This window comes from Bradyrhizobium sp. HKCCYLRH3097, assembly GCF_051167875.1.
Classification (GTDB): domain Bacteria; phylum Pseudomonadota; class Alphaproteobacteria; order Rhizobiales; family Xanthobacteraceae; genus Bradyrhizobium.
Map to the genome: position 1 here is coordinate 287851 of NZ_JBNPTX010000007.1, position 25717 is coordinate 313567.

At 65.3% G+C, this 25717-nt stretch carries 20 protein-coding genes; 18 read left to right on the plus strand and 2 right to left on the minus strand.

The genetic code is table 11. The features are described 5' to 3' along the window. Positions 1–20 precede the first annotated feature (20 nt). Positions 21–5057 carry a helicase gene (locus ACQR0U_RS19385; RefSeq protein ID WP_316194508.1) on the minus strand — a complete coding sequence of 1679 codons (5037 nt, stop codon included), beginning with the start codon at positions 5055–5057 and terminating at the stop codon, positions 21–23. Between the two features lie 917 nt (positions 5058–5974). Here ACQR0U_RS19385 and ACQR0U_RS19390 point away from each other — a divergent pair. The 13 genes from ACQR0U_RS19390 to ACQR0U_RS19450 all read left to right on the plus strand — a co-directional run bounded on the left by ACQR0U_RS19390 (position 5975) and on the right by ACQR0U_RS19450 (position 19179). Further along, complete coding sequence (locus ACQR0U_RS19390) at positions 5975–7813, plus strand: porin (RefSeq protein WP_316194509.1); 1839 nt, start codon at positions 5975–5977, stop codon at positions 7811–7813. Between the two features lie 137 nt (positions 7814–7950). After that, positions 7951–10308 carry a type II secretion system secretin GspD gene (gspD, locus tag ACQR0U_RS19395; RefSeq protein WP_316194510.1) on the plus strand — a complete coding sequence of 786 codons (2358 nt, stop codon included), beginning with the start codon at positions 7951–7953 and terminating at the stop codon, positions 10306–10308. Further along, entirely contained in the window at positions 10305–10832 is a 528-nt protein-coding gene (locus ACQR0U_RS19400; RefSeq protein WP_316194511.1) for a tetratricopeptide repeat protein, read from the plus strand. Before gspD ends, ACQR0U_RS19400 begins: the two co-directional genes overlap by 4 nt. Before the next feature lie 113 nt (positions 10833–10945). Continuing rightward, a complete protein-coding gene (locus ACQR0U_RS19405; RefSeq protein WP_410052311.1) occupies positions 10946–12622 on the plus strand; it encodes a GspE/PulE family protein in 1677 nt (558 codons plus the stop codon). 4 nt (positions 12623–12626) lie between these two features. Continuing rightward, complete coding sequence (locus ACQR0U_RS19410; protein ID WP_316204007.1) at positions 12627–13841, plus strand: type II secretion system F family protein; 1215 nt, start codon at positions 12627–12629, stop codon at positions 13839–13841. 18 nt (positions 13842–13859) lie between these two features. After that, positions 13860–14339, plus strand: a complete 480-nt coding sequence (gene gspG, locus ACQR0U_RS19415; RefSeq protein WP_315828114.1) for a type II secretion system major pseudopilin GspG — start codon at positions 13860–13862, stop codon at positions 14337–14339. A 2-nt stretch (positions 14340–14341) separates the two neighbouring features. After that, a complete protein-coding gene (locus tag ACQR0U_RS19420; protein WP_315828115.1) occupies positions 14342–14815 on the plus strand; it encodes a prepilin-type N-terminal cleavage/methylation domain-containing protein in 474 nt (157 codons plus the stop codon). Further along, positions 14784–15197 (plus strand): PulJ/GspJ family protein, encoded by a 414-nt coding sequence (locus ACQR0U_RS19425; RefSeq protein WP_315828116.1) that lies wholly within the window; start codon positions 14784–14786, stop codon positions 15195–15197. Before ACQR0U_RS19420 ends, ACQR0U_RS19425 begins: the two co-directional genes overlap by 32 nt. Next, positions 15197–15898 (plus strand): PulJ/GspJ family protein, encoded by a 702-nt coding sequence (locus ACQR0U_RS19430; RefSeq protein ID WP_315828117.1) that lies wholly within the window; start codon positions 15197–15199, stop codon positions 15896–15898. The genes ACQR0U_RS19425 and ACQR0U_RS19430 overlap by 1 nt, the downstream gene beginning before the upstream one ends. A 2-nt stretch (positions 15899–15900) precedes the next feature. Beyond that, on the plus strand, positions 15901–16842 hold the full coding sequence (locus ACQR0U_RS19435) for a general secretion pathway protein GspK (RefSeq protein WP_316172183.1): 942 nt from the start codon (positions 15901–15903) through the stop codon (positions 16840–16842). Next, entirely contained in the window at positions 16839–17942 is a 1104-nt protein-coding gene (locus tag ACQR0U_RS19440; RefSeq protein ID WP_434863319.1) for a PilN domain-containing protein, read from the plus strand. The genes ACQR0U_RS19435 and ACQR0U_RS19440 overlap by 4 nt, the downstream gene beginning before the upstream one ends. After that, positions 17939–18496 carry a type II secretion system protein GspM gene (gene gspM, locus ACQR0U_RS19445; RefSeq protein WP_434843942.1) on the plus strand — a complete coding sequence of 186 codons (558 nt, stop codon included), beginning with the start codon at positions 17939–17941 and terminating at the stop codon, positions 18494–18496. Before ACQR0U_RS19440 ends, gspM begins: the two co-directional genes overlap by 4 nt. Further along, positions 18493–19179, plus strand: coding sequence for a hypothetical protein (locus ACQR0U_RS19450; protein ID WP_316186875.1), 687 nt, complete (start codon positions 18493–18495; stop codon positions 19177–19179). The genes gspM and ACQR0U_RS19450 overlap by 4 nt, the downstream gene beginning before the upstream one ends. Positions 19180–19265: 86 nt before the next feature. Here the strand turns inward: ACQR0U_RS19450 and ACQR0U_RS19455 are convergent, their stop codons facing one another. Continuing rightward, positions 19266–19568, minus strand: a complete 303-nt coding sequence (locus ACQR0U_RS19455; RefSeq protein WP_316170669.1) for a hypothetical protein — start codon at positions 19566–19568, stop codon at positions 19266–19268. 574 nt (positions 19569–20142) lie between these two features. Between ACQR0U_RS19455 and ACQR0U_RS19460 the strand changes: the two genes are divergently transcribed. The 5 genes from ACQR0U_RS19460 (at position 20143) to ACQR0U_RS19480 (ending at position 24966) form a co-directional block, all read left to right on the plus strand. Then, positions 20143–22137, plus strand: a complete 1995-nt coding sequence (locus ACQR0U_RS19460; protein ID WP_434843964.1) for a multicopper oxidase domain-containing protein — start codon at positions 20143–20145, stop codon at positions 22135–22137. Positions 22138–22766: 629 nt separating this feature from the next. Then, positions 22767–23225 (plus strand): FMN-binding protein, encoded by a 459-nt coding sequence (locus ACQR0U_RS19465; RefSeq protein ID WP_315752014.1) that lies wholly within the window; start codon positions 22767–22769, stop codon positions 23223–23225. Continuing rightward, complete coding sequence (locus ACQR0U_RS19470; RefSeq protein WP_434843943.1) at positions 23206–24096, plus strand: FAD:protein FMN transferase; 891 nt, start codon at positions 23206–23208, stop codon at positions 24094–24096. Before ACQR0U_RS19465 ends, ACQR0U_RS19470 begins: the two co-directional genes overlap by 20 nt. Continuing rightward, a complete protein-coding gene (locus ACQR0U_RS19475; RefSeq protein ID WP_434843944.1) occupies positions 24086–24616 on the plus strand; it encodes a hypothetical protein in 531 nt (176 codons plus the stop codon). The genes ACQR0U_RS19470 and ACQR0U_RS19475 overlap by 11 nt, the downstream gene beginning before the upstream one ends. Positions 24617–24747: 131 nt before the next feature. Continuing rightward, positions 24748–24966: a helix-turn-helix domain-containing protein gene (locus ACQR0U_RS19480; protein WP_434843965.1), complete on the plus strand. Its 219-nt coding sequence runs from the start codon at positions 24748–24750 to the stop codon at positions 24964–24966. Positions 24967–25717: the final 751 nt, after the last annotated feature.

Below are 25717 nucleotides of genomic sequence, written 5' to 3' on the forward strand. Positions count from 1 at the left end.
GCGTCGGCCTTGCCGCCGGATCATTGTCCCCAGGCGGCAAACGCATCCTTGAACGCGCGCTCACCGTCCGCTCCCTTCTCGATCGCCAGCACCGCCCGGCTGCCGCCATTGTAGACGATCGGGATGTCGATCCAGTCCTTGCCCTTGAGCAGCAACACGTTCCGCTTCATGTCGACATCCCCCGCCGACAGCGCGATCATGAAGAACTCCGGCGTCACCTTGGCGGTCATGGTGGTCAACGGGGTCCCGCGACCCGCTTCCTTGGGCTTCATGCTGACGCCCTTCAAGGTCTCCACCCCGGCGTGAGACGGGTCGTCCGGCCAGTTGAACTTGATCTCCATGATGTGGCTCGCCGGCATTTCGGCTTCCTTGTTTGGACGCAGCGACAACGTCGCCGTCATCCTCTTGTCGATCTCGACATCGCCTTTGATCGAGGCTGGCACCGCTCCTGCCGCAGGCTCGACATGCCAGGTGACTTTCCCGAGATAGCGCTTGCCGTGCGGATCCTGCGGATCCTCCTGGTACAGCACGGCATGTGACACCATCGTCTCGGTCGCGCTCCCCGTGGTGATCGCATCGCCGCCAGCACCGCCCCTGGCGTCAGGCGTTATCCGATCCGCGATGACCTTGCGCGGCTCGGCGGCGGCCGGCGAGGCGGCATTCCAGGACACCGGGAGTCGGTTCAAAACGGTTTGCAAGGACGTCGTGATCCGGCTCGCCGCCGGCTGCCAGTAGATCGATGCGCCAACCACCGCGACCGCCAAGCCGGCGGCAGCGGCCATCATGTGCCGGCGGAGCGAGCGGTGTGGACGCCTCGCTCCATGATCAGGCCGCGGACGCCGACCCGGCGACAGCGCGCGATGATCGATATGCACGGCGTCGCGCTCCGACTCGGCTTGGCCGCGCGTCGTCGTCTCGGACAGTTCCGCCGGGCGGGCGAGCACGGCCACCCGCGCGATGGTGGCATCGTCGGCCGGCGACCTCGCAGCCTCCGCGAGCCGATCGGCCGCGGACGGCTGATTCTCCTCGATCTCGACCGGCGCTGCGGGCGCGACGGACGCGGGCGGCGCAGAGGCGGGCGTATCAGACGACGAGGCGGCACGCGTTTCATCGGTCGCGACCTCATGCTCGCGGCGCCGCGTTGGACGCGCCCCGATGCCGGCGCCGGCGCGGTTGCCCAGCCAATCCGGCACCGGGCTCTCGATCGAGATGGCCGGCTCAGCGCGTTGCTCCGAGAGCCGCGCCAGCGACAGGCTTTCGGCCACCGTGGCGATCTCGTCTTCCAGCGAATAGGCGCGGCGCGTTACGGATCGCGCGGATGCCGGGTGATCCTCCGCCGCGCCAGTGAGCCGCGCGGCAGCCGGATGCGGGCTGGTCGCCGGCTGTGCCGATGGCTGCTGTGAGCCGACGGCTGCAAGCGCGACCGGATCGACCCGGCGAGCGTGCTCCCGAAGTCTGATCATCCGGTCGGGAAACAGCATCTTGACGAAATCGCAGAGCGCTGCGCCCGGCAGCAGGAACCGGCGCATGGCAGCCGGACCGCTGCGCAGGATGCTGCGTGCGATGGTTTCGATGTCGTGCTCACCTTGCGCGACGCGCTCGCCGGTCTGCCGATCGTCCTCGATGACGACGACCTTGCGGGCTCGGAGCATCGCAGTGAGTTCGCGGAGATCGGATTGCGAGGCATCGTCGATGACGACGAGATCAAATGCGCCGAGCCGGGCCGGTAGCTGCTCGGCCACGCGCCATGCTGGCACGAGCTGGCATGGGATGCCTTCGCAGCAGCTCTCGAGTGCCTCGCGTGCAGCCTGACGCAACCGGCATGCGGTGGGGCCGGAACAGGTCGCTGCCATCTTTCTCAGCGTGGTCATGAACACGGTGAGCGCCTGCCTCATGGCGCTGCCGGTGTTCTGTGCCAGGCCGAGATGCATCCGTGCCACGACGACCTGGCCGAACAGCTCGCGCAACTGCATCTCCAGCGCCGCGCGCTGGTCGGACAGGTCCTGCAAACGCTGATGCTGACCGATGCCTTCGGTCTGCCGCATCAGCACCGCCCAATTCCAGGCCATCATCCAATCTGCAACGAGCACCGGATCCCCGGTCTGCGGATGTGCCGGCTCGGTCCTGATCCGCCGGGCGAAGGCGTCCGCTCCGGCCTCGGTGATCGCTCGGCAGACCTCGTCGAGCAGCTCGAGATCCTGGCGCCGGTCGTGCAGCGACTGCAGCCGGGTGCGAAGGGTGCTCCAGCGCGCCTCGATGTCGCGCGGGTCGACACCATCGCAGCCGATCTGCGAGAGCACGTCGGCATGAGCCTGCGTTGCGAGCTTGCCGCTGCCGCCAAACAGCCCGTTCAGCCGGGTGAGCTCCAGCCGCTGCTTGCCGATGCGGAGAGCCATGCTCCTCACCGCAGCTGCCAGCGCAGAAAGTCGTCGGCCGTCACCGAGCAATCCGGCGATCGCGTCGTCCGGCATCGACAGCTTCGGTGCGGCGGTGAGAACATTGCGCTTCGCCAGCGCCGCCAGCACGATCGCGGCCTCGACGCTTTTGACGACGCGCTCGTGACCGTGGAACGTGTGAGAGGAGTCCGGCTCGGGCGCAGGCGCACCGATTTCGGCCGCCAGCGATCGCCATCTGGCGTCGAGCGAATGCAGGTGACGACGCCAGGTCAGATAGTCGCGAACATGGCCCCAGTCGGCCGCGCCTTTCGGCGCGAAGCCAGCCACCCTGATCGCCTCCACGGTCTGCTTCAACGCACGGCCGGACAGGGAGAATGTCGCGAACGGCCTTGCTCCGGCCGACAGCCGTTCGACAATCGTGAGCAGTTCCTGGCTGGCGAAGGCGTCCGCCGGCGTTTCCACCGGCCGAACCAGGAAGCCGGCACGTTGCGACAGCAGGGACGACGCATCGCGGGCAAAATCGACGAGGATGCCACCGTCAACCGACATTGCATCGGCCTTGCGGCCGACCGGCGACAGCGCTGCGAGCCAGGGCTCGTCGGCAATGATCCGGTGGGCCGCCGCGAGCGCGTCGAGGTCGCCGGCGAGCAAGTCCGCTCCGTCCGGCCCGAGCTCCGCGATGATCTGGCAGGCAAGCCGGCTGTCATGGCTTTCGCCGTCGATCCGCGCCGGCTGCAGGTCCTCGTGCAAACGTCTCACGGTCACGGCGTCCGGCAGGGCCGCGATTTCCGGGAGCGCGTCGTCGACATATGCGAGATCGGTACCCAGCCGAACACGCGCCTCACGGGCCTGCTCGACTGCCGCAACCAGAAGGTCGCTCTCACTCACGAATCGTGACGGCTGATCGGTGAACCAGGCATAGGCGTCGCGGTCGGCGATCAGCGTGGTCAACGCGTCGAACGGCAGGTCGGGGACACCGGATGACCGCAGCATGCTGCGGCTGGCGATGTCTGCGAACGCGTCATCGAGACGCGATATCTCGACGCTGGTCGCGATGATGTCGCGCTCCAGCCGATTGACCTGTTCCGCCTGCGCGCGCGGGTTCGTGGTCTTGAGGATCGACAGCAGCCGGCTGACGACTGTCTCCGCATGCTTCAAGACGTCCTTGTCGGAGCCGGTTAGATCGACGGTCAGATCACGGACAGCGCGCGGCAGCTTCTCGGACAACAGTCCGAGTGCAGCCTCGTTGCGCGAGACGACGAGAACGCGCAGGCCCATTGCGAGGTGATGGCAAACCAGGTTGACGAGGGTGGACGTGCGCTCGGACCCGCGCGCGCCTTGCACGACAAGTCCGTCCGATCGCCGGAGCTGTCGCACGACCTCCATCTGGTCGGAGTTCGTCGGCAGCGGAAAGAACAGGTCGCCGTGATCCGCCGCGATCTGCGCATCCGGCCCGACGTCGATCGGTTCACCGATCACGCCGGATAGACGACGGCGCGCGCCGTCATGGGCTTCGTGGTCCGGCGCGCCAAGCAGAAGGCGAGACAGTGCGGCCAGGCAGCAAGCGTCGCCGGGCGCGTATTCGATCGCTCGCTTCAGCCGCTCGATGTCGCGCAACAGCAGTGCGTCCGAGCGCGGCCGCGCAAAGATCACCCAGCGATCGGAGACGACCAGTTGCTCGTCCTCCTCGGGAAGCAGCAACGCGGAGTCGGGCATGGTGGGACAGTAGATCCCATGCGGGTCGAGCTGTGAGCCGATGGCGCTGAGAACCGGCTCGAAGCTGGCGGGCTGGAATGGCGAAAGCTCGTTGCCGCGCTCGATCGTCTCGAGCAACTGCTCGGCCGTTTGCCCCGCCAATCCGGCCGCTGATGTCAGCGGTTCGAACGCCTTGAGATTGACCGTCGCGCCGACCATGCGGGGCCGGATTCTGATTTCGGTGTCGGAGCCATCGAGGACCTCGATCTCGACCAGGCGTTCGAGCAGCGGAAGATCCAACTCGCGGCCTTGTTGCCGCCAGCGTGACACGCCAATGCCCCACACGATTTCGCAGCTGCCATCGTTGCCTCCGGCTCCCGCCACGCGAGCCATCTCGCGCAATCGCTGATGAACCGCGATGGTCTTGCGGCGTAGCCGCTCGGCCGCGGCCCAATTTGTCCACGAGCCGGCGAGATAGCGGTCCAGACGCTCGACGATGTCCGGGCGTTGCTCAAGATGCAATCGCACGTTCCAGAGCCCGGCGGCCACCCCCGGGCCGTTCGCCGGCGAGCAGTGCTCGCCGCGTGCGTCACCGGCCGCGATCAACCGGTCTTTTTCCGCCGCGTGCACCGTGATCGTCACGCGTTGCCGAACCAGCGGGCGACGGTCCGGATCAGCGGACACGTCAATCCACATCGCCAGGTCGTACTCGACGGCGGGAGGATCGGTGGCGACCAGGCGTTCGATGGAGAGCCACACGGGCCCATCAGCGTCGAACGTGTTGTAGGTAATGCCGGGCAGCTTCTCCAGCTCATGCTGATGGAACACGAAGCATTGTCCGCCCGCAAGCCGATGGTCAGACAGGCGCGCGACCGCACGTGCATTGCGCAGGATCATCTCGGTGAGATACCCAAGAACATTCTGCAACGGTCCGGCCGCCGGCTCCAACCGATGGACAGCGTTCATAGTGCCTCTCCGATGATAGCGGCGACCAAGCGAAGCAATCGGTTCACCCTCAACTCCCGTCCTGACGTCCGTCCCGCTTTGCAGAAAATTCCGTCACGCGCGTCGAAGAAGATGGACGTATCTGACTATTCACGATCCTGATGTGGTCAGGCGACGTCTTCGTCGATGGCATTCGAGGGAATACTGAAGCCAACGTCAGATAGACCACACTAACTGGCGAATAATAGCGTCACGCAATGCGGCGTAATGATGGGAGCGAGTCCGGGCGTGTCGTCGACCCTGAAAACTGCGCCAACTGATTTGTTATCATTTCGAGAACCACCGCTGTCGGTTCGCGTAACCGGTTTAGAATCTCTTTAAAGAAGCCGAGCGCCTTTCCGGTTTGACTGCCTTGATCGGAAGGGACTGGTATTCGCGTGCGTAGATGCGACATCTCCACGAGAGAAGCGTGCGGCGTCTTGCCGCAATCTCAGTCGCGTCCGCTTGCGGCTTTTCGTTGGATTCCATTGCTTCGTCCGAGCTGCGCCATCGCACGAACGCAATTTCTTTCGGAGTAGGGCCGTCGTTGGCGAAGTGTGACGTCGCTTATTACTTCGCGATGCAAAGGCATGAATGCAGCTCTACGCTGCGCCGCTCGACGCTCCGCACGCCGGACATGAACCCAGCAGCAATTATCAATGACTGAAAACACTTAGCCAGATCTCGGCTGGCGTCCAAGCGATTGGTCGGCAAGCCGTGCCTCCGCCGCGCAACGAGCGCCGCCCAAGTGCTGACACGCGAGCATCTCCGACGAGCCCAAGTATCGACATCGCGGGCTTCTAGCGCGAATGGCTCGCAGTCGCGCACGAATTCTGTGCTCACGGCGGCGCGGGCGAAGGGGATGCACGTCCGCGCATCATCATGGGGAGGTTTGACTGATGGTCTTGATTAGCTGCAGCGGAAGGCGCGCAGATTGCTCCGCGTCTTCACACGACGGCGCTTTGAGTATTGGCAAAGGCGGTGGCCCGCTCCGCGGCCGCGACCGACTCCTGCCATCTCTGCTTGCCGCCGTATCGACATTGGCGTTGAGCGCCGCAGCAGCCCAGGCGGCCGACGCCGGCTCGGCGCGGTCCACGGACGGGGCAGCCGTCAAAGCGCTGATGGCGAAGCTCGAGTCCATGGAGCAGCGCATCAACAGTCTTCAAGTCGAGCTCAAGGACGCCAAGGCAAAGAAGACGACCAGCGTCGGACAGTCCGCATCACTCGCATCTCGCCGCCCGGCCGACCCGATGCCTCTGATCGGCGCCAAGGACGCGCGTGCCGGAGGTGCGAAAGCCTCCGACAACGCGCAGACTGCGTCAAGCCAGCCGGTCGGCAACGCCATGGCGCTCGCCGACTCGAAGGACGTCAGGGACAGTGGGGCGAAGGGGGCCGATGCCGGACCATCGCCATCCCCGGCATCACGGCTGGCGGCTGCGTTCGCCGATTCGGATTCCAAGCCGCGATTCCTGCCGGCAGCAGATCTAAAAGCACCTGCGCCGCAGCCCAGCAGAGACCTGTTCGGCGCCGCGCCGTCGCCGGTCCCCGGCATGAAGATCGGCATGTACGGCGAGATCAAGCTCGGCTCGGTGCAAAATCCCGCAGCGAACGGTCAGTGGCAGAACGGCTTCGACATGGCCCGCCTTGTCTTGCTGCCGACCTATCAGGTCAATGACTCCATCACTTTCAACGCGGAGCTGGAATGGGAGCATGGCGGCACCGCATTCGATAACGACGACAAGCTGCATGGTGCGGTCGAGGTCGAGCAGGCCTTCTTCGACGTCAAGTTCAACGACCACTTCACCCTGCGTTCGCCGGGTATCGATCTCATCCCGATCTCCTTCACCAACCTGTATCACGAGCCGACGCTGTTCTACAGCGTGCAGCGGCCGGAGCTTGCCAACGGCCTGATCCCGACGACATGGTACGCGCCATCGGCAGGGTTTCACGGCAAGATCATCGACGGCTTGAACTATCAGTTCCAGGTCAGCCAGAGCGCGGAGGATTTCGGCGACGGATTCGATCATCGCGGCGACAATGGTCATATCAATCCGGGCGGCTATGAAGGCGGCATCAACGGCTCGGAAGCGCTCGCGCTCTCGCGAGCGCCGATCGGCGATTTCCGGCAGCTGAGCAACCAGCTCGCCTATACACTGCGGCTGAGCTACACGCCGTCGTTCCTTCCCGGCTTTGCCGGAAGCTCGGCGATCTATTATTCGCCGAACGTCACGCCGCGGGGCGCCTATGCGACGCTGCCGGACGGCAGCGAGGTGCCCCTCGGCAAGAACGCGATGACGATCTTCAATACCGAGGCCCGCTATCGCGTTCCGAACACCGGGCTGGAGCTGCGGGCTGAATATGCCCACGTAAACTTCTCCAATCCGGAGAACCTCCGCGCCAACAATGATCTCGTCGACGACAACAACGTCGGCAAGAACATGTGGGGCTACTCCGGCGAGATCGCCTACCACTTCAGGGCGCCCAACGACTACGACATCGTGCCGTTCTATCGCTATACCCGACAGAACTTCCAGACGTCGGGCATGCTCGGCTCCGATCTCACCAACGGCCTGAACAACATCACGGGCAGCGGTGACATGACGTTCCACGACGTCGGCCTTGCCGTGTTTCCGAATCCCAGCCTGGTTTACAAGCTGAACTACACCAAGGTGATCGATCACAGCGCGGCGGGGGCGATGTCCGACCGGGTTCTCGCGGGCGTCGGCTGGCTCTGGTAGCCGACCGACGCGAGCAGGGGCCGCGGCCTGACGGCAGCGGCGTCTCCTCGCAAGACACAGGTTGGAGCACCCGGGCGGAGCGCGACCGCTCTCCGCCCGGGTGTGCCTCGAAACGTAGAACGGACTCGGCAGATCGGGTGGGCGGGCGAGTGGTTGAGATTGCTGATTTGAGCGCAGCTTGGCTGCGATGCCGCACGCTCGCAACGTTGCTCACGATGTCGATCGCGTTGGCGGGCTGCAACCCGGCGACGCTCGGCAGCGATAGCCGCGGCGATGACGTGCTTGACAAGGTCGGCCGGATCGACCTTTCGCCGCGCTATCCCAGGCAGGCCATGCCGGAGCAGTCGCCGGCGGCGCGGCGCGCCCGTGCCGAGATCTATGGCGGCAACGACGATGCACGAGATGCCAGGGACGCGCGAGCGGAAGCGCCGGCCGCGGGCTCGCTTCCGATCCAGCAGGTGGCCGCGCATTCGCAGCCGGTTGGCAACGGGTTCGAGCTGAACTTCGAGAATACGCCGATCGCGACGGTGGCCAAGGTGGTGCTCGGCGACGTTCTCGGCGTCGGCTACACCATCGATCCAAGGATCCAGGGAACGGTCAGCCTGTCCTCGGTGCGCCCGGTCCCGAAATCGGACGTTGCCTACGTGCTCGAGAACGCGCTCCGGCTCTCGGGGACGGCGCTGGTTCGCGACAACTCCGGATACCGGCTGATTCCACTCGGCGACGCAGTGGGTGCCGGCAACGTCGATGCCGCCGGAGGCTCGGCAGAGCCTGGTTACGGCATCTCCGTGCTGCCACTGCAATATGTCTCCGCCCCGACACTGCTGAAGCTGCTCGACAGCTTTGCGCTCAAGCCCGGCACGGTGCGCGCCGATCCCGGCCGCAACGTGCTGCTGATCCAGGGGACGGGCGCCGAGCGACGCACCGCGATCGATGCCGCGCTGAGCTTCGATGCAGACTGGATGCGCGGACAGTCGGTCGGGATCTTTCCCATCGTCAATGGCAATCCCGAGCCGATCGTCGCCGAGCTCGAGAAGATCATGGACACCGGCGACAGCGGGCTCGGCCAGAACATGGTCAAGTTCCAGACTGTCAGCCGGATGAACGCCGTCATGGTCATCAGCCGCAAGCCGGCGCTGCTGCATACGGCGGAGACCTGGATCAAGCGGCTCGATGCCGGCAACACGCTGCGCAACAGCGTCCATGTCTACCGTGTCAAGTATGGCGAGGCGCGCCAGATGGCGCGGGTGCTGAACGACATGTTCACCGGAAACGCGGGCAGCGCGGCCGAGGGATCGTCGACTGACCTCGCTCCCGGGTCCGGAGCATCGTCGAGCTCGAGCAGCGAACGGCTCTCGGCCGCCGGCGCGACGGCCCAGTCGGGCGGCTTCGCGAGCCAGCAGCAGGGCAACGCCGGCCTGGTCGCCAACCGCGGCTTCGGCGGGGCGCCGCCGCCGACCCAGGCGGGACTCGATGCGGGATCGGAATCGCGCGCATCGGGTTCGGGCGGCAAGCCGCTCATGGAGGGCGTGCGGATCACCCCCGACGTCGTCAACAACACGCTTCTCATCTATGCCGACAGGGAAAACTACCGGCTGATCGAAGCTACCCTGCGTCAGTGCGATCGTCCGCAGCTGCAGGTCGCGATCGACGCGACGATCGCCGAAGTCACGCTCAACGATTCGCTGAACTACGGCGTGCAGGCCTATCTCACCAGCAAGAACCTCGGCCTGAGGCCGGACCAGGGCTCAGTGCTCAACACCACCTCGACATCGGCGCCGGCAACGGTCGCCTCGGCCGCGGGAACGATCACCAACGCCTTTCTCAGCCGCGCTTTTCCCGGGTTCAATTTCCTGGTCGGGTCGGAATCCCAGCCGAGCGCGATCCTCAGCGCGCTGCATACGGTCACCGATGTCAAGGTGCTGTCCAACCCGTCGCTGGTGGTGATCGACAACCAGGCGGCGACATTGCAGGTCGGCGACCAGGTGCCGGTCTCGACCGGCAGCGCCACGGTGCTGACGACCAACAACACGGTCGTCAACACGATCGACTACCGCAACACCGGAATCATCCTGCGCGTCGCTCCGCGGGTCAACGAGAACGGCAACGTCCGGCTGGAGATCGAGCAGGAGATCAGCAACGTCTCGCCGCAGACCGCCAACAGCCTCACGCCGACTGTCGCGCAGCGCAAGGTGAAGAGCTCGGTGGCAGTTGCCAGCGGCCAGACCGTGCTGCTGGCCGGTCTCATCAGCGAGACCCATCAGGGCACCCGCAGTGGCGTGCCGGGGATCGACCAGATCCCGGGCCTCGGCGACCTCTTCAGCAACAACGACCGCAGTCGCGGACGGACCGAGCTGATCATCTTCATTCGCCCCCAGATCATCCGCGACGGCACCGACGCCCACTACGTCGCGGAAGAGCTGCGCTCCAAGCTGCGCGGCACGATCAGGCCGGTCTCGACGAGTGCGCTTCAGACACCGCGGATCAGTCGATGATGCGGCATGCGACGACGGCCTTCGCTGTTCTGGCGCTCGCCTTCGGCATCGCCGCGGCCGACGCGCGGCCGCGCGGAGACGCATGGGCCGCGCTGGCGCGCGGCGACTATGTTACGGCGGCCGCAGCGTTGGCGCCGATGGCGCAGAGTGGACATCCGCCCGCCATGACCGCGCTCGGCTACATGTATGAAAACGGGTTCGGCGTCCCGCAGTCCTACGAGGCGGCGGTCGAGCTCTATATCGGAGCCGCCGAGCGCGGCGACCCGACGGCGCAGCACCTCTTGGGTCTGAGCTACGACAAGGGGCATGGCGTCTGCCAGGACCTCGTGCTGGCCTACAAATGGCTCAATCTTGCAGCGGCCGCAGCGCCCAATCGTCTGCGCGAACCTTATTTTCGAATCCGGGACGCCATCGCGTTCAAGATGTCGCCCGATCAGATCGCCGACGGCCAACGGCTCGCGATCGAATGGCGGCCGACGCAGCCCGGCGGAGTTCGCGCGACCGCATCGATTTCGGGTTTGTAGTTGTTCTAATCAGCTGACCGCAGAAGGGTCATCTTTGGTATCGAGAACGAACTGTTCGACAGTCGGGACCTCGGCAATGAGGTGATCGACAACGATCCGTCACGGGACGCGCCATGAGCTCGACTCCTCCTCTACGATTGGCCGACGATCTGCGGGATGGCCGGGGGCCGGTCCGGCTCGCCGCTGGACGGGTCGACGCTGCGGCGCAGCACCGCGCGGGGATGGGATCATCGACGGCGACCAATCCCGCAGGTCCCGAGTCCGCCGACGAGATCGCGCGGCAGCTCGGATTGACTCGGATCGCGCTGTCCGATTTGCTGGCGTCCAAACCGCTCACAGAACATTTTTCACGGCGCTTTCTGCGGGAGACGATGGTCTTCCCGTTCCAATCCGCCGGGCACGGACCATGCCTTGCGGTGGCGGATCCCCGCGACACCGCAGCGGCACGCGCCGCGGAGCTGGTGTTCGGCACGGCGGTCGAACTGGTGGTCGCCTCCGCCGAGGATGTTGCCACCGCGCTGAACCGGCTCGCCGGCGAGGACGAGGTACCGGCGCGCAGCGAAACGGCTGAGCCGCAGCTGCGCGACGACGACATCGAGGGCTTGCGCGACCTCGCCACCGGAGCGCCGGTGGTGCGCGCGGTCAACGATCTGTTCGAGCGGGCGGTGGAGCTGCGCGCCAGCGACATCCATGTCGAGGCGATGCGGAGCGGGCTATCGGTCCGGATGCGTGTCGACGGCCTGCTGAAGCTGCTCCCTGAGCCGTCCGGCGTGCTGCCCCGAGCCGTCATCTCGCGCATCAAGATCGTCGCCGGGCTGAACATCGCGGAACGGCGCCTGCCTCAGGATGGCGCTGCGCGGCTTCGCATCGGCCGCGTCGAGTTGGACGTGCGCGTCGCCGTGATGCCAACGCAATATGGCGAGTCGGCGGTGATCCGGCTGCTTCCCAAGGATCGGGGTCTGCTCGCGATCGAGAAGCTCGGCTTTTCTCCCCACGACGATCGATCGCTGCGCCGCCTGCTGGCGCTGCCGCACGGCATGATCGTGATCTGCGGGCCGACCGGCAGCGGCAAGACCACAACGCTCGCGACTGCGCTGTCGATCCTCAACGAGCCCACGCGCAAGATCCTCACCATCGAGGACCCGGTCGAGTATGAGATACCGGGGATCAACCAATCGCAGGTCAAGTCGTCGATCGGGCTGACCTTCGCCTCGGCCTTGCGCTCCTTCGTGCGGCAGGATCCCGATGTGATCATGGTCGGCGAGGTCCGTGACGGCGAGACCGCCCACGTCGCGGTCCATGCCGCGCTGACCGGCCATCTCGTGCTGACCACGCTGCATACCGAGAACGCGGCGGCCGCCGTGCCGCGTTTGCTCGATCTCGGCGTGGAAGATTTTCTGTTGCGCTCGACGCTCCGCGCGGTGATCGCCCAGCGGCTGGTGCGCCGGCTGTGCGAGCGCTGCAGGTCGAAGCGGATGCTGAGCGCCGACGATCTCTGCGCGGACCCGCGCTACGCCGCGGTGGGCTTCGACGTCGGCGAGACGGTCTACGAGCCGGCGGGTTGCGAGCGCTGCGGCGGCACGGGCTATCGCGGCCGGCTCGGCATCTTCGAGGTTCTGGAGCTGAATCCGGAGATCCGGTCACTGATCCAGGGCACGACCGATGCGGCCGTGATCGACCGCGGCGCCATTCTGAACGGCATGACCACGATGCTCGACGATGGCATCGCGAAGTGCCGGGCCGGCGCCACGTCGGTCGCGGAAATCCTGCGCGTCACAACGTTACGGTGAGACGGTGAGCAAATTCCGCTATCGTGCACTGACCGAGAACGGCGACGTCGTGCACGGCACGATCTCGGCTGCCACCGCCAAGGAGGTGATCGACCGGATCGAGTATCTGCGGCTGCTGCCGATCGAGACGGTCGAGGAAAGGGCCGCGAGCGTCCTCGCCCGCGACGCGTTGGCGCTGTTCGGCGGTCCGACGCCTGGCGATGTCACGACCTTCACGCGCGATCTGGCGCTGTTGTTGAAGGCCGGAGCCCGCCTCGAGGACTCGCTCGAGCTTCTCGCTGGCGATGCCGATATCGGTCGGCTGCGTCCGATCGTCAGCCGGTTGCGATCCAGCGTCCTGGCTGGAGAAAGTTTCGCCGAAGCGCTGACGCATCATGCCTTGCAGTTTCCCGCGATGTACGTCGCGCTGGTGCGGGTCGGGGAGGTCTCGGGCACCCTCGATCATGTGCTCGATGTGCTCGGCGCCGAGCGGGCGCGCGCGGAGGCGATGCGTCGCAAGCTCAGCGACGCGATGCAGTACCCGCTGTTCGTCCTGATCGCCGCGCTTCTGGTGATGCTGTTCTTCTTCATCGTCGTGCTGCCGCAGTTCTCGGCGGTGCTGCGCGATTTCGGCGCCAGGTCCGACGCCGCCATCAACACGTTTCTCGACATCTCCGATTTCGTGCGCGGCAATGGCGCGGCGATCGCGCTGTCGGCGAGCGCGCTGATTGCTGCGGCTCTCCTCCTCCTTGGCCGCGCAAGCGTGCGCGCTGCCGTGATCGCGCGGGTCTGCCGGCTTCCGGGTCTCGCAACCGTGTTCAGGTCGTATCGCACGAGCGTATTCTGCCGCAATCTCGCGATCCTGCTCGGCAGCGGGCTGACCTTGACGGCGACGCTGCGCATCCTGGTCGACATCATGGCGGCCACCGGCAGCACCGCGGCGTGGAACGCCGCGGCCGACCGCGTTCGTCACGGCGGCAAGCTGTCGGAAGCGCTGGCAGCGACGAACATTCTGCCGGCCATGGCCACGCGGATGATCCGGATCGGCGAGGAGACCGGGCAGCTTTCGGTCCTCGCCGGCCGCATCGCCGAGTTCTACGAGGCGAAGCTGCAGCGCGGCCTCGATCGCATCGTGGGCATCGTCGGTCCGGCCGCGATCATTCTCATCAGCACCGTCGTGGGCGGTCTCATCGTCTCGGTGATGACCGCGCTGCTGTCGGTGACGCAACTCGTCGGGTAGAACAAGATGGACCATCGCATGAAACAGTCAGGGATCAGCTGTACCGCGCGGCGGACCAACATTGCGCGCGACGACCCTCAGAGCGGCTTCACGCTCGTCGAGATGCTGGTCGTCATCGCCATCATCGGAATGATCATGGGTCTGATCGGACCGCGTGTGCTGACATCCCTGAACGAATCCCGCGTCAAGACCGCCCGGATTCAAATTCAGAGTTTTTCGAGCGCGCTCGATCTGTTCTATCTCGACACCGGGCGCTATCCGACCTCGTCGGAAGGTCTGACCGCGCTGGTCCGGCCTGCCTCGACCATCGCAGGCTGGGCGGGTCCGTATCTCAAGGGAGGAAATGTCCCGAGCGATCCCTGGAATCACGCCTACGTCTACCGGTCGCCCGGACAGCATGTGCCCTATGAAATCGTGTCGTACGGATCGGACGGGCAGGAGGGCGGCGTGGATCTTGCCGCCGACATCTCTTCGTCGATCACGATGGGTGCCAAATAACGATGGTCGGCCGTGACGGCTGCGAGGCCGGCTTCACTCTGATCGAGATGGTCTGTGTGCTCGCGATCGTCGCGCTGCTGGCGTCCGTCGCGGTCCCCGCCGTCTCGCGGCAGACCTCGCGGCCGCAACTCGAGGCCTATGCGATCGAGGCTGCTGCGCTGTTGAAGGCCGATCGCAACGCCGCGATCAGGCGAGGCTTGGAGGTCGTGACTCGCATCGACGCGCAGGCGCGCTCGTTCAGCTCGGGCGCGAACGGGCAGGTCGTTCGCTTGCCGACGGACGTGCGGGTCGAGACGGTGCTGCCGCGTCGTTGCGACGATCGGCCCGCAATCCAGACCATCAGCTTCTTCGGATCGGGCATGTCGTGCGGCGGCGTCATCACGCTCACCCATCTCGATGCGGGCTACCAAATTCGCGTCAACTGGCTGACAGGAGGGATCGAGATTGTCCCGAGCACTGGTCTGTCGAGCCGATAGGCCGACGGCAGGATTTACCCTGATCGAGACATTGGTCGCGCTCGCGATCATGGCGGTGTCGCTCGTCGCGATCGGCGCGCTCATGGGGTCCTCGGCGCGCGGCAGCAGGAAGCTGGAGCAGCACGTCGCTCTGGTACAGGCGGCCTATAACGCACTGTGGCTGGCCTTTCCGTCCCGCCTGCCGCCGGCATCGCCGACCCAGTCAGGGGAGTCGACGGCTCATCTCTGGCGCGCGCAGGCGGAGCCATTCGCCATCGATGGCGGCGCACCGGACAGCGCGTCGGCGTGGGTCCCAAAGAAGATCGTGCTCCAGGTGCGATCGCCATCGGGCGCGACCATGGAGCTGGAAACCGTCCGGCTGTTTCGAAGGCGGGCCGAGTGATGGCGACGCGGACCAACGATACTCAAGCTGGCTTCACCCTCGTGGAAGTCCTCGTCGCCATGGTCTTGATGGGGCTGCTGATCTCCGGGCTGCTCGCGGTCACGTCGCAATGGCTGCCGAACTGGGATCGCGGCCTGTATCGCATCCAGCGCAGCGAATCCATCAGCATGGCGCTCGATCGCATCGGCGCCGATATCGCGGCCTCCGAATTCATCAAGCCGGATGGGCAGGCCAAGTCCGTTCTGTTCGACGGGTCGGAGACCTCGATCACGCTCGTCCGAACGGCGCTCGGACCGCATCGGGGCAGCGGACTGGACGTGGTCCGCATCGCCGAAGGCGGCGGCGATGGCGCGGCGTTGACCCGCACCCGCGCGGCATTCGCGCCCGGCAGTGCGTCCGCCCGGGATTTCGGTGATCCGGTGGTGCTGCTGAAGGCGCCGTACCGGGTGTCGTTTGCCTATGCGGGGACAGACCGGATCTGGAGTCCATCGTGGCAGAATGCAGAAAGGCTGCCTGCGGCCGTGCGGGTGACGGTGCACGACGGAAGCCGCGCAAGCGCACCGTCGCTGTCACGGATCGCCGTCATTCGTGTTTCGGCGCCGCCCGACAGCGTCTGCCGGCCCGCGGACCCCACCTGCGACAGACACGCTCTCTCGGCCGATGCAACGGTCGGGCGCGCCTCCACAGCATCGAAGCAATGATGATGTGGCGACAGAAGCACCCGCGAGATCCGGATCCCGATGATCGGGAAGGCGGCTTCGTACTCATTGCGGTGCTGTGGCTCCTGGTCTCGCTGGCTGGACTGGCAGGAGCCTTGTCCGTCTATCTCGTCAGCACCTCTCAACGCCTGTCGCTCGATGATGCTCGCCTGCGATCGGCGGCGCTGGCCTCGGCAGGCCTCGAGCTTGCGGCCTACAGATTGTCCGCGTCGCCGAAGCCGCAGCGCCCCGCCGCCGGCGCGTTTTCATTCCGGCTCGATCATGCGCAGGTTTCGGTCACGTTCCGGTCGGAAGCCGCCCGAATCGATCTCAACCAGGCATCCAGGCAGATGCTGGCCAACCTGTTCGAGGTTCTCGGCGCGCGCGCGGACAAGGCCGGCGAGTATGCCGAGCGGATCGTCGGCTGGCGAACGCCGCCGGCTGACAACGTTGCGGACGCGGAGCGCGATCTCTACCGCACGGCCGGCGCGGACTACATGCCTCGTTCCGCGCCGTTCGCAAACGTCGAGGAGCTTCGGCTGGTGCTCAACCTGCCGCCGCCGCTGGTCGACAGAGCCATGTCCTTCGTCACCGTCTTCAGCGGCCGGCGCGAGATCGACGCGCTGGAGGCCGCCCCCGAGGTGGTGGCCGCGCTTCCCGGGATGACCCAGGAGCAGTTGAAGAGCTTCCTCGATCAGCGGGCCGGCCTGCGCCGCGACGTCAGGTCGCTCAACGCGGCGCTGGGGCCGGCGCGCGCCGGAGCGACCTTGGAGGTCGCCGATGCCGTCCGCGTGTGGGTCACGATCGGCTTTGACGGCGGTCGCAGGGCCGCAACGGAAGCGGTCATCCTGCTGGGCGATGGTGAGGATCCTTACCGCGTCCTGGCGTGGCGCGATGATGTCAACACTCCGGGGATGCTTCGGCCAACAGGAAAGGCGCCGAGATGACGATGTCGACGCGCGTGCGCCGCGAACTGGCGGCCTGGATCGGCTCCGTCGCCGAAGCCGTGGTGGCCGCGATAGGCCGGCTCACCATCAAGCCGTCTGTCCGGCTGATCGAGATTGAACGGAACGTCTTCATCATGCGGATGCTCGCGCGACCCGGGCGATCCGTCCCGCCCGATTGTCGCATTCTCCTGCCGGACGGCGACGCGAGCCTGCCCGCGCCTCCGGAGAGCTGGAAGGCGGCCGTTCACGGCAGCCGGATCGAAGTCGTGCTGAGGCCGGACCGTTTTCTCTGGCGGCCGCTGGATCTGCCCAAGCGCGCCGTCGAGTTTCTCGATGCCATGGTCCGCTCGCAGCTCGACCGGTTGACGCCGTGGTCGGCGCATGAGGCCGTGTTCGGCAGGACTGCGCCGGTCGAGATATCGAGTGAGCGCATCCAAACAACCGTGATCGCCGCGCCAAGGCCGAAGCTGGAATCTCTCATTCGCCTCGCCGAGTCCTGGCGGGCTGGATCGATCATCCTGTTTGCTGCGCCTGAGACGGCGCCGATGCCGGTCGACGACCGGCTCACCGCAACCAATGCAACGAGGTTGAACGAGCAGCGCCTGGGGGGATCGCTCGACGTCGGCCGTGTCAGTCGGGTCCTGGCCGCTCTGTTGATCGTCGCCGCAATCTCAGCGGCGCTGTCTTTCGCGGCGGGGAGCCCGCTGGGCGAGAGGCTGGACGAGCAGCAAGGCCAGCTCACGCGGAGGATATCCGAGCGGCGCGCAGCGCTGCGCCTCGATCTGCAGGGCACCGACAACGCCGCGCTGCGAGGCCTGATGCGACGCAAGCAGGAAAGCCCCGCGGCGGTCGTGCTGATGGAGGCGCTGTCCCGGATACTGCCCGACAACACGTATGTGACCGAGCTGCGGATCGAGAAAGACAGACTGCAAATCGTCGGAATGACCCAGGATGCGCCGGCACTGGTCAAATTGATCGAGCAGTCGGCGCACTTCACGCGCGCGACCTTCTTCGCGCCGACCACGCGTTCGGCTGACGATCCCGGCGAACGCTTTCATATCGAAGCGGGCATCAAGCCCCATTTTGGACTTGGCACATGAGCGTCGCAAAGCTCGTCACGGACAATTCCGCATCGCCCTCGATCGCCGCCGCCGCCTATGCGGGACTGCTGATCGTGCTGATCTCGGTCACGGTGCTGTCGATCAAGAGCATGATCGATCAGCGCAGCGAGGTGACCTCGCTCGCCGATACACTTCATTTGCTGGACGCCCACAGCATGGCGGCCGCACGTCAGGACGGCAACGGCGATGCCGGCATGACGGGATCGGCCTTTCTCGAAGGACCGACGGTGACCGTGGCAGGAGCAGCGCTGCTGCAGCGCCTCGGCGACGTGGTGACGCGTCACGGCGGCAGCGTGTCGTCGTCGCAGCTCGATGTGCAGGGCCCCCGCGCCAAGGACGGTCATATCAGCGGGAGCGCGAGCTTCGAGGCCGGTCAGTCCGATCTGCAGCCGATCCTCTACGATCTGGAGGCCGGCATGCCCTGTCTGTTCGTCGACGAACTTGTCGTCGAGGGGAACGCGCCCGCGGCGGCATCCGGCGGAAAATTACGCGTGCTGATGACGGTCTCCGGACAGTGGCAGGGCCCGCAATGAGTAGTCGCGCGAAGCTTTGCATGATCGGCTGTTGCAGCGTTCTGGCGGTGGCGTCGGCGTTCGGCATCGCCCATTCGGCCGGTCTGGACGTCTCGGGAGCGGTCTCCGCCGAACAGCCGAACGGAACGGCGCAAGCCTCGTCCATCGCGCAGCGAACGCCATCGCGAACCGGCAACCCATTATGGGGCATTCCGCTCGAGCAGCTGTCGGCGACGCGCGAGCGCCCGCTATTTTCGCCGTCGCGCCGCCCTCCGCCGACGGAGGCTCCGCTGCCGGCCGTCGTGGAGGCTCCGGTGGTGCAGGGGCCGCCCGCACCGGAAAGGCCGCAACTCGCGCTCGTCGGCACCGTCGTGAACGGAGACCGCGGCCTTGCGGTGTTCGTCGATACGAGCAGCAAGACGCCGTTGCGGATCAGAACCGGCGCGGACTATCAGGGTTGGACGCTGCGTCTCGTCGAGGCGAGATCGGTCACGCTGCAACGGGGTGAGGACGTCACCGTTCTCACGCTGCTGCCGGCGCAGGCGCCGGCCCAGCCGACAAATTCAGCTAACGAAAGCTTTGCGCAGATACCGTCAACCCCCACTGCGCCTCCGCTGGCTCAAGCAGGGCCGCCCTTTCTGTCGCCCGAGTCGAGGCTGCTCCGGATGCATCAACGCCAACGCTCGGGACGCCGTCAATTGTAAGGATGGATCCGATCTGGATCGAAGCGTGATGATAGGCGCCGGCAGGCCGCACCGACAAAAGCGATGCGGCTCTCGGTCGATGGCGCTCAGCGCTTGCACAATCCGCTCGTCAGCACCCATCCCTTGTCCGTGAGAGCCGCGGAGACGATGTCGAAATACAGGCGCTTGTCGGGGTCGTCCTCCGATACGAAAGAGACCTGGCACAGGAAACGCCCGCCCTGGTCGCCCTTGTCGCAGGTCGCCTCGACGATCTTGAGGCCCTTGTCGTGGCGGACGCCGGATGACGGCGCCTCCTGCTCGTAGGCTTTCTGGATGATCTCGGTGGTCGGTGCTCCACAGGCCATGCCGGTTACGTTGCAGGCCCATGCGAGAACAACAGCAAGCAGCATCGTTCGGTCTCCTCGGAGCGGGGCACTCACAAACATGTCCGGCAGCGTTCGCGTCCGACACGATCTCATGAGCTTCATGGCGAGCTACGAGAGCTGGTTGTCGTTTTTGTGTCGCTGCTGTCCGCCACGCGCACAACGCAGGCGTCTGGACGTGTAGTTAGATCGATTCTTAAACGCCGGTCGGCAATTCTCACAAAGCGAAAGAAAACGTCACAAAGGAGCCACCCGACATGGCGACGAAGGCTGAGGGGACGATGCGGCAGATCGGCTGATGAGTTCGGACTGCTCATTCGAATTCCGCATCCCGGGGACGGTGATCGTTCCTACCGGTGTATCTCGAGCCAGATGGGGATCAGGCATGTTAGTTGGGCGTGTGCGCAAGCCAACTCTGCGATTACTGACATCGGCGGCCGCGATGTTGGCCGGTTTGACCGTTGCGGGTCCTGCGGCGCAGGCCCATGATCTGGCCGAGCCGACGGTGTTCAGGAGTTGGCATGGCGTGCTCGATCTGCTGATGATCGCGCGCCCCAAGCCGATCTCGACGATCACCTATGAGCCCCCTGGGGGCTCGCCGATGAACCCGACCGGCTGGGTCTACGAGATCTGTCGGCGGCCGGCCTCAGGCGACAAATGCCCTGCCGGCGCCGCGGTGGCGGATTATGGTAGCGTGCGGCTGGCGCTGCAGAAGGGGGATACGCTGAAGATCAGGCTGGTGAACCAGCTGCCGCAGCTCGACCCGGCCAAGGTGAATCACAACACCGATCCCGGCCAGGCCAACCTGTTTCGGAATCCGACCAACCTGCATACCCATGGGCTGATCGTCGAGCCGCGCGCGCCGACGCTGACCGACCAGACGTTCGGGGACTACGTCTTCGTTCAGATCTTCAACTCGGCCAACGGCATGCCGGTGCCGCAGACCACCCATCAGCACGGCTCCAACAAGATGGACTCCGCGGATTACCGCATCGAGATTCCGCGCAACCACCCGTCGGGCCAGTTCTGGTTTCACCCGCACATCCACGGCATCTCGCTCAACCAGGTCTCGCAGGGACTGGCCGGCATCATCTCGGTCGGCGAGGTCTCGGACTACGCGCATGGCGATGCCAGGCATTCGCCGTTTCCGGACGCGAGCGTGCGCCATCTGATCCTGAAGGATCTTCAGGTCGCGCCCGGCGGCCCGGTGCAGTTCGACAGCGGTCCAGTGGACGTCCAGCCGGGCGAGGTGATCAACCAGCAGGATCCGGGCTTCTGCGCCCAGTTTCCGGCAGACAGCTCCGAAGTGCGTGAGGGGTCGTGCCCGGGCGTCGATCTGTCGACCGATGGCGGCTCCAACTTCTCCGGCGGCAAATGGTTCTTCACGGTCAACGGCCAGACGTTCCCGAAGATCAAGGTCACCGATCCCGATGGCGAGGTCTGGCGGCTCACCAATGCGTCCGGCAGCCTGTCCTACAATCTTCAGCTGACCGATGACGAGACGCAGAAGCCGATGGTCATGCAGCTGATCTCGGTCGACGGCGTGAGCGTGAACCTGCCGCAGGATACGACGATGGACACCATGGTTCGTCTCGGCGGCGCCCGCTTCAGGGTCGTTCCCTGTCCGCCGTCGCCGACGTCGGGCTTCCATTCGAAGCCGGTCTGCGTCACCCAGATGGTCATGATGCCGAGCTCGCGCACCGAGGTGTTCGTCACCTATCGCGATCCCGCGACAGGCGCGATCGCCAGCCTCGGGCGGTCCGCCTCCGCGACCTTCAAGATGGCCGGACTGACGATGGGCAGCGGCGACCAGTGGCCGGCGGTCGATCTTGCCAAGGTGCACTTCCACCAGCGCGGTTGGCGCAATCACATCGCCTACGCCATGGACATCAGGGGAGACGCCTTGGCGACCATGCAGCCGTCCGGCATCCTCGATGCCAAGGTGCCGTACGCGAACGCCGCGCCGCTGCGTGCCGGCTGCCGTCCGCTGCCGGCGGGGCATCGCCGCCGGATATTCTTCGGCATCGCCGACCTGACCGACGACGGCACCTTCGGTCTCGGCTATGAGGAAGTCGATCAGAACGGCAACCCCGTGCCCGGCACCCAGCTCCCGGTGAGCCAGTTCGACCCGTCGCAGAACATCGTCTGTCTGCCGCTCGCGCCGGGACAGCGCCCCGTCCACGAGACCTGGGAGCTGGTGCAGCTGTCGACGGAAAATCACAACTTCCACATTCACCAGACGCGCTTCCGGACCGTCAACAGCAAGGCGGGGGAGAACACGCCGCTGTCGGTATCGCTGAACAGGAGCATCGGCGGGGGCATGCTGCAGGACAACGTCCCGCTCGGCGTCGCGACTCCGAACGTCCCGGAAGTAATGGAATCCCAGAGCGGGGTCTGCAGCATCGAGCAGTGGCGGAACGGGCAGTGCACGTCGAAGCCCGTGGTGGTTGATATCCCGTTCTCACAGGTCGGCGAGTTCGTCTATCACTGCCATATTCTCGAACATGAGGACGGGGGCATGATGGCGAAGATCAAGGTCGTGCCCTCGCCCTATGGCGGCAATCCGTGGGAGGCAATGAACCAGATGCCGTGGTAGTTGCGGCAGCGGTCTTCTGCCATGTCGTTCACGAGGTCGGCGCCACATCTGCGGCGCCGACCTTCGTTTGTGCGCAGCGATGCTCATGCGCGGCCGCCTTACTGCCGCGAAGGACGATCGCCTGCCAAACGCGACGCGCTTTCCAGGTCCTGTTCGAAGAAGGGATTACGCATTTTGAATCGATCTAAACAGCTGCAAACGTCTTTGCATGACTTTGAAATGTCAGGCTCGCGTGCCGCAAGCTGCGCGAGCGCGGGTCCCCGCGATGTGGCGATCTGCAGCAACATTGTTATTCCCCAGCCGCTCCGGCAAATCGCCAACATCGACGCGGCAATTCGCCGCAATCGAAACACTACTCTCTCGACTGACATTCGGAGCCATTTGCAGCGCGCTTGGTTGCGAACGTCGCAAGGACGGAGGCAGACCCGCGAACGGGTAGGGCTGTTGCCGAGGCAAAGTGTGATCGATCGCTCGGGTTCATCGTCGCACTGAACTGGATGGTTCGGAGCGTCGCTGCGGCGGTTTAGACGGCTTCGCAGGAGAGGTTGACAGCGATCGATGCCCTGAGAAGACGAAAATGCGTTCGGCGAGGGAGGGCGTACCATGGAAACAAAGTTGAGGTGGACGAGATGAGCGATTGGTTGAAATGGACGGCGCCCGCCGTGGCCGTCATGTCGATCGCCGCACCGGCCCATGCCATTCAGTACATGAGCGTCGAAGAGGCGCAGAAGGCCGCTTTTCCGGGAGCCAGCTTTTCCGAAGTCCAGCCGGGCAGGGTATGGAAGTCGAGCAATGGCGGCTACTTCTATTACGATCACGTCGTCGGCAAGCACCTCCTGATCGACTACACGGTTGCCGTCGGACCCGACGGGCGGGTGCGTCGCGTCGACATTCTGAACTATCGCGAATCCTATGGCGGCGAGGTGCACGATGCCAGCTGGCTCGGTCAGTTCGTCGGCAAGAGCAGTCAGAACGAGCTTCGCATCAACTCCGACATTCGCAACATCTCGGGCGCTACGCTGTCCTCTACCCATTTGACCGAGGGCGTTAAGAAGGTGCTGTCGTATCATGCCAGCCACTTCCGCTAGCCTTCGACGAGCACGGGCTCTGCTCGGGACATTCGTCGAGATCGACGTCACGGATGCACGCCGCTGCGATGCGGAGAATGCCGTTGAAGCGGCGTTTTCCGCGGTGACCGACGTGCATCGGCTGATGAGTTTCCACGATCCCGACAGCGACGTGTCGCGGCTGAACCGCGCGGCATCGAGCGGCGTCGTGAAGGTGCATTCCTGGACCTACGCCGTGCTGAAGATGGCGCTCGATGTGACCCATCACTCCGACGGCGCCTTCGACGTTGCCGTCGCCGGCGCGGCAAAGCCGTCTGTGGGCTCGACGGCGCAAGCGGATGTCCCGCAGTCGACTGCGATCGAGTTGCTCGCCGACGACCGCGTCCGTTTCCGCGATTCCGCCGTCAAGATCGATCTCGGCGGCATCGCCAAGGGGTTCGCCGTGGACCGCGCGATCGCGGCGTTGCAGAGCCGCGGCGTGCGCTCCGCAATGGTCAATGCAGGTGGGGACCTCGCCGCCTTCGGGCCCGATGCCCGCATCGTCCACATTCGCGACCCGCGTTTCCCGGACAGGCTTTTGTGCCAGGTCGAAGTGCGCAATGCGGCGCTCGCCTCGTCGGCGCGCCGCTTCGACCCGTTTCGTTCGACCGAGACGATGGAGACGGCGGTCGTCACGCCTTCGACCCGGCTGCCCACAGGGGCGGCCCACGGCGCCACCGTGAGCGCGCCAACCTGCATGGTTGCCGACGCGCTGACCAAGGTCGTCATGGTCGCCGGCGAGCAGTCCGCGGCGTCATTGGCGCGCTTCCAGGCGAGCGCCATGTTGATTGCGGCGAACGGCGACATTCATACGACACCGGACTGGCAAGGAGTTCACCAGCATGCGGCTTAAAGGCTTGTTTCGGTTCGCCCTCTACGGAATTCTCGGGCTCTTGTTCGCCAGCGGCGCGCTGTGGATCTATGCCGACCAGATGAAGACCCGCACGGAGCTGGACAGCGAGATGTGGCAGCAGGCCGCCGCATACCTGCTGAGCATGCATGGCGGATCCGCGATGGTGACGCTGTTGCTGCTTGGGGCGCTCGGTCCCCTGCACGTCCAGCGCGCGTGGCGTGCCGGGAAGAATCGAGCGACCGGTATCGTCAGCCTCGCGATGTATGGTCTGCTCATCGCGACGGCGTTCGGGCTCTACTACGTCGGATCCGAAGCGCTTCGGCCCTGGATCAGCACGGTCCACATTGCGTTCGGGCTCGGCGTTCCGGCTGTCATCACCGCCCACATCATCGTCGGCCGCTCGAGCGTTGTCGCCACGGCTCAGTCCGTGCGGCCACAACGTGCGACCTCTCCGACCCTGGTTCCTGCCGACGCGCCTGCCGATGCCGATCTGGTCAACGTCATGAGCAAGGTAGGTTGACCGCATCCGGCGTTCGGCTGGCCGAGCAGGTCTCCATCCCGGCAACGATTTCCTTGCTCGCAGTTGGCCAACCGCCGCATGGAGGAATTCTCCGAGCCGGCGATCGATGCGTCCCATGAAATGGCTGTTTGATGACTCCCGATCGATCTCGGGCAGCTCGTGGTCTGCTCGACTGGTCTCAGGCTGAATTGGCTGCTCGGTCCAATTTGAGTGAGAGTACCATTCGCGATTTCGAAAAAGGCGGCCGGATCCCGTCAATCAACAATTTGGCGGCCGTCAGGCGCGCCCTGGAGGCGGGAGGCGTGCAATTCATCGACGGCGACCAGCCCGGTGTTCGATTGGCGCGCTGATAGTTAACTCCGATCGCTCAGATTCCAAAGTCGCCCTGGGCTCGCTAGCCGCCCATGGAATTGGCCATCATCTACTCTGCAGCCGCGGCAACTTCTGGCGAAGCCAATAGCCGAGTTCAACACTCGGATGCGACGGGCGCCGCGGGCGCCTCGCGTTTGCGATCAAGGCGCGAGAATAGCCAATGATGGCTCATTGGTCATTCGCCCTGTTCTTCACGCTTGCCCTGACGCGCCCGCAACCCGGGAAGTGGTTCGAGACCGATTTGGCAGTCCGTAGGCCGGCTCGCGTTCCGAATAGCGATGTAACCTATTGGAAAACCCAGGGTCGGTTTCTCTCTGTGTTTCAGAATGCGCGTTGATTTGTATAGCGGACCGCGCAACTTTTGATTCCGCCATTCGGAGGTTCGATCCCTCCCGCCCCAGCCAGGTCGAGCGCGACAGGCAGGGCTGGATATTGCCGGTGGGAACCATGTCGCCGGCGTGTCCGATGTTTCGGGCGCCTGCGACGGCAAATTTCCGGAAGTCCAGACAGGTCGAGGGCTGTGGCTTGGTCGCGCGCCGCGTGATGGTTCACAAATCGTAGCAAACTGAAGGACATGCAGGCGCCTCATGCGGCGCCGCTCCGCTGGCACGATTGCTGCTTACTGAGCCGCCAAACGAGCGCCAGCTCCAGAACAACAGATGCGAGGGGACGTCCGGATGCCAGCCCACAGCTCATTCCTGACCTGAGACCCGGCGACAGGCGATCCCG